Annotated in this window: 10 protein-coding genes; all 10 read left to right on the plus strand. The window is 43.5% G+C overall.

Annotated features, from left to right (window positions below; genetic code table 11):
• A partial coding sequence (locus J7J62_08270; GenBank protein MCD6125149.1) for a hypothetical protein occupies nt 1–365 on the plus strand: 365 nt, incomplete at its 5' end.
• Between the two features lie 42 nt (nt 366–407).
• Nucleotides 408–650, plus strand: coding sequence for a hypothetical protein (locus tag J7J62_08275; GenBank protein MCD6125150.1), 243 nt, complete (start codon nt 408–410; stop codon nt 648–650).
• A 184-nt stretch (nt 651–834) separates the two neighbouring features.
• Complete coding sequence (locus tag J7J62_08280) at nt 835–1,218, plus strand: hypothetical protein (GenBank protein ID MCD6125151.1); 384 nt, start codon at nt 835–837, stop codon at nt 1,216–1,218.
• A gap of 17 nt (nt 1,219–1,235) precedes the next feature.
• A complete protein-coding gene (locus tag J7J62_08285; GenBank protein ID MCD6125152.1) occupies nt 1,236–1,628 on the plus strand; it encodes a hypothetical protein in 393 nt (130 codons plus the stop codon).
• A 116-nt stretch (nt 1,629–1,744) separates the two neighbouring features.
• Entirely contained in the window at nt 1,745–2,053 is a 309-nt protein-coding gene (locus tag J7J62_08290; protein MCD6125153.1) for a hypothetical protein, read from the plus strand.
• A 61-nt stretch (nt 2,054–2,114) separates the two neighbouring features.
• A complete protein-coding gene (locus J7J62_08295) occupies nt 2,115–2,573 on the plus strand; it encodes a DUF1273 family protein (protein ID MCD6125154.1) in 459 nt (152 codons plus the stop codon).
• Between the two features lie 50 nt (nt 2,574–2,623).
• Entirely contained in the window at nt 2,624–2,788 is a 165-nt protein-coding gene (locus J7J62_08300) for a hypothetical protein (protein ID MCD6125155.1), read from the plus strand.
• A gap of 92 nt (nt 2,789–2,880) precedes the next feature.
• Nucleotides 2,881–3,144, plus strand: coding sequence for a hypothetical protein (locus J7J62_08305; GenBank protein ID MCD6125156.1), 264 nt, complete (start codon nt 2,881–2,883; stop codon nt 3,142–3,144).
• A gap of 76 nt (nt 3,145–3,220) precedes the next feature.
• Nucleotides 3,221–3,583: a ribonuclease HI family protein gene (locus J7J62_08310; GenBank protein ID MCD6125157.1), complete on the plus strand. Its 363-nt coding sequence runs from the start codon at nt 3,221–3,223 to the stop codon at nt 3,581–3,583.
• Nucleotides 3,584–3,653: 70 nt separating this feature from the next.
• A complete protein-coding gene (locus tag J7J62_08315) occupies nt 3,654–4,397 on the plus strand; it encodes a DUF1848 family protein (protein MCD6125158.1) in 744 nt (247 codons plus the stop codon).
• Nucleotides 4,398–4,507: the final 110 nt, after the last annotated feature.

The raw sequence follows: 4,507 nt of genomic DNA on the forward strand, positions 1-4,507 counted from the left end.
GCACCGCTGACATGGAGGGCGAAGGATGTCGTCCCTTCATGAATCAGATGCCCATTAATTCGTTGATGGGTAGTTCACCGGGAGGTGATGCAAAAGATATGGGATTGGAATGGAAATTGACATTAGTTGATACATATTCATACGACTCAGCGATGACTTGGGATTTGCTAACTTGGAATGCAAGTATCGAGGAAATAAAACAATACATAAAGGAGCATCCGATGCCGAAGAGCGTGACTTATAAGAACGCGGATGAACTAATCGAAGACATAGAAAATGCCGATGGGATAATAACCATAGCCAACAACGAGACCGAAGAATTTAAAAGCTGGTTTATAGAACTGGTAGAAACGTGTTGCTGGTGAATTTGCAAAAAAACGGAATTGGTGAAATAGTGAGGCGATAAAATGAAAGGTAGAATAAAAGGTAATGCTATCGGGTTAGGGATGCGCTGCGATGGTCTGGCGAAAGACCTTGTGCTAGCGGACACAGAGACATTGCTAGAGATTAAGGACAGCCTTGAACGGCTAAGTCATGTCGTCGAGAATGCCTTATTCGACTTGGAGTTGCTTGAAGACAAAATCGAACAACCGTGCTTGGAAATAGTGCGAGCGAGCATAGCGAAAAACGAAATTGGTGAAATAAGTTAGGAGGTGATAAGAAGTGTATCAATGCAGACGCTGCGGAAAGAAGTGGGAAGGCGGTTCCGGGTGCATCTGCTACACTCTTTGCGAAGAGTGTGGCAAGAGAGTGAAGCTAGAACTAAAAAATGTCAAAGTAGAAGGTCTGCGTAAGTAGGTGATTTTTTTTAAAAAAAACATGAAAAGAGAAGAAATGCTAAGGAGACTGGAGAGAGGTGATGATCCGCTCGACCTGTCAATTCAGAAATGGCAGGATATAGTGGACTGCTTGCAGAAGATTCGGAGTGTGCGAGAATTTGATGAAGACTTAGAACGCGGCGGAGATAACTGTGCACTATGCGAAACATTTCCAGATTGCACGGGCTGTCCAGTATATGAAAAGACTGGGTGCACAGATTGTGCGAAAACAGAATACTATCGGTTCCGGTTAGCTTGGCGGAGAGCTGACTTATGGACAATGCGAGATGCGGCGGAGAAAGAACTGAACTTTTTGAGGAATCTGCAACACGAACTGATATATGGCAGTCCTAAAGTATGTGGAGAAAATCTAGCAAAAAACGAAAAGGGTGAAAAATAAGTTAGGAGGTGATGTGTATGAAAATAGAAGAACTGAAACAAAACTATACCGCGATTGCCCGTCTAAACCTACTGCCAGAGAAGTTCACAGCAAAGATAGAGTCAATCGAAGAGCGCGAAGATGCAAAGTTCCCAGGTTACGACGCATTATACATCCGCGCAAAGATTACCGATAAGAAAGTTGTCAAAGCTGTTAATGGCGATGTGGTAATACAGAAGTTCCGCCCGATGCATGTAACAGAACTTCTTGTGCCCGCAATGGAGAAGTTGGGCATCCGCAGCACCGAGGATTTGATAGGAAAGACATTCACATTCACAGCGCAGTCGCCATCATTCGCGGGTAGTAACCCGCGATGGGTTCCCACCGAGCTGAACGGACGGGCGCGCGGGAAAAATAAGAGCGCGAATTAAACCGCTATTTGGAAGGTTTGTAAAACTGTTTTTTCTTTTTTATTTCTTTTTTTTGCTTAGGTGAGCTTATCAAAAAACGATAGTAGTGAAATAAACAATGTTAGGAGGTGATGTGTATGAAAAAGAACTTGCTAAAAGAAACACTTGAGATATTAGAGCAACACAACAAGAAGCCAGAGGATGTGAAGTGGTGTGGCATTCCCGGATTTGGCTACTGCAGTTGGAACGAGTTTGCTGCAATAGCGGATGTGGAATATGATAGTGGATATGGAACAGCTATGGTAGCAACCGATTTGGTAATTGTAGGAGAAGACTGGTGGCTCGAAAGAGAAGAATACGATGGTGCCGAGTGGTGGGAGTTCAAAACTCTCCCGGTAAAGCCAAAGGCGCACCGGCAAATACCGGTTATTAAAACACTGTTTTAGGATTTGTATTTTTTATTTTTTATTTTTTGTTTTGCAATTCAAAAAACGAATTTTATGAATTATGTACAAAATAGCTTTCACTGGTCACCGTCCCGGTAAGCTTCGTGACATATCTGCTGTTAAATCCCAAATTCGCCAGTTCCTTTCGCACCAATTTGAGTTACATCCCGACTTGCTGGTTATCTCCGGTGGTGCTCTTGGGGTAGATCAGCTCGCCGCTGAGGTCTGTATTGAGCTCGGTATTCCGTTTGTTTTCGTTCTCCCGTTCCCAGTCCGTGTATTCACTGCCCGCTGGAATTCTTCCTCCCGTGCACATCTCCGGTATCTCATCTCCCACGCTGTTCGTACATTTGTTGTTCAGTCTACATTCAGTATGGCTGGGTACATGCGCCGTAATGAGGTCATGGTTCGGCACTGCAATCTCCTGTGTGCAGTTTGGGATGGGTCCTCTGGGGGTACTGCAAATACTGTCAGGTACGCGCAGTCCATTGGTCGTGAAATCCATTTCATTCAGCCATGAGTATCTATTTAAAAACGATAATTGTGAAATAGTGTTAGGAGGTGATGCGTATGAAAGGTTACTATTACAACGTTGTAGCACAAACCAGTGATGGCAGGCTAGAGCATTTCGGGTTCTTCTCACCTCAGATGCTTACCAATGACGAAATATATAATACAGTACTTGCAGTTTCATCATGTCACAAGCTCATATCAGTAAACATGGAAATGCTGTGATTTCTCTTCACTCTTTTTTATTATTTCTTTCTCTTTTAGGTGTTTTAAAAACGAATTTGGTGAATAAATAATGTTAGGAGGTGATATGGAAAATGAGAATAGAAACAATAGAAGGCGTTAGAGTAAAAGTCTGGAACGAAAAAGAACAGCAACCAGAGCTTGAAGACAACGAAGTGCCATGTGGTCGGGTAAGGTGCAAGTGGCAGACAGTTAACGGCATGTCGCCATGTCTAGGCTTCGTAGGAGTTTTACCACTTGGTTGCAAGTTGCTTCAGGTGATAGACTATAAGAAATACGGATATCAACATATACTGTGCGACGGAAACAAACCACAATTTTGCCCTCTGCGCAGGTAATTTTTTATTTATTTTTTTCATATTTGTGCTAAAAAACGAGTTTTATGAATTAAATGAAAGTTAGGAGGTGATAGTCATGGAAATATACATTGACGGTTCATCTAAAGGAAATCCGGGACCATCAAGGATAGCTGTGGTTTCACCAGCCACAGGATTCAAAGTCATCAAAGATGTTGGCAACGGTACGAATAACCGTGCGGAGTATCTGTCATTGGTGTATGCGTTGATATATATCAAGCATGCCCGCCCCAAAGAGCAAGTCATTATCAAGTCGGATTCACAATTAGTCGTGAATCAAGTAAACGGTCGCTATAAAGTTAAATCAGCATCTGTCAAGCCCCTGTATCAGAAAGCTATTCGCCTACTGCATGAACTTTCAAATGTGAAAGTCGAATATATCCCGCGAGAAGAGAATCTCGCGGGGTTCTTGCTTGAATAGCTCTGTTTTTTTCTCCTTTTCTATTTCGTGTTAAAAAACAAGCTTAGCGAAATAAATTAGGAGGTGAAAAATGCAAAAGATATTTATGGTTTTCAGCGAGTATACAGACCCTGCGCACCATGTTCCGCTCCTTATGCAGCGCGTAGCCAAGCATGACGGTCCATTATATTTCATCACTAAGGACCCGCGCCCACTTACGGATATTATCCTCGATAATGCCCACCGTTCCTTAGTCCATGTTACAATTAGTGGCTTGGGAGGCTCCAAGTTCGAGCCCCACGTGCCAAAGCCTGCAGATTTGGTACCAGCCGTGCAACAGCTCGCCGATGTACTAAAGGATCAGCTCGTAGTTAGGGTTGATCCTATTATCTTTGGTGCTAACCATCTCCGCTGTTTCAATGTTATGCGTAAGTTTGCACAGCTCGGCGTTCGGCGCTTTCGCATCTCTTATTGTTCTTTGTATCCGTTTGTCAGGCAGCGGTTCAGGTCTATCGGCCTCTCTGTGCCTAATAGTTTCTATTATCCCGCATCATGGATCTGCAGGCACAGCACAGCGCTTGCAGATTGCGCGCAGCAGCTCGGCGTTTCTCTTGAATACTGTGCACCTCTGCCGCAAATCGAGCATGCAATAGACCCGCGCATAAGCAAGACCGGATGCGTTGCAGATACAGAGTACCGCCGTTTAGGGTATAAGCCAGTGCCACCGCAGCGGAAACAGCGTCAGCATTGTAAATGTTGGGCAAAAGTCGAAGGTCTGCCAGAGTTCAAGTCTTGCAAGCACGGTTGCGTATACTGCTATTTCAGCAAGCCTTAGTCTTATTTTTTATTTTTGTTTTTTCTTCTTTGCTTGCTTTATATTATATTATTGCTTTGTTTTGTGCATCTGTTCACTCAGCTTATTTTCATTTTTTCTTTTTATTCCTC

Source organism: bacterium, assembly GCA_021159335.1.
Classification (GTDB): domain Bacteria; phylum UBP14; class UBA6098; order B30-G16; family B30-G16; genus JAGGRZ01.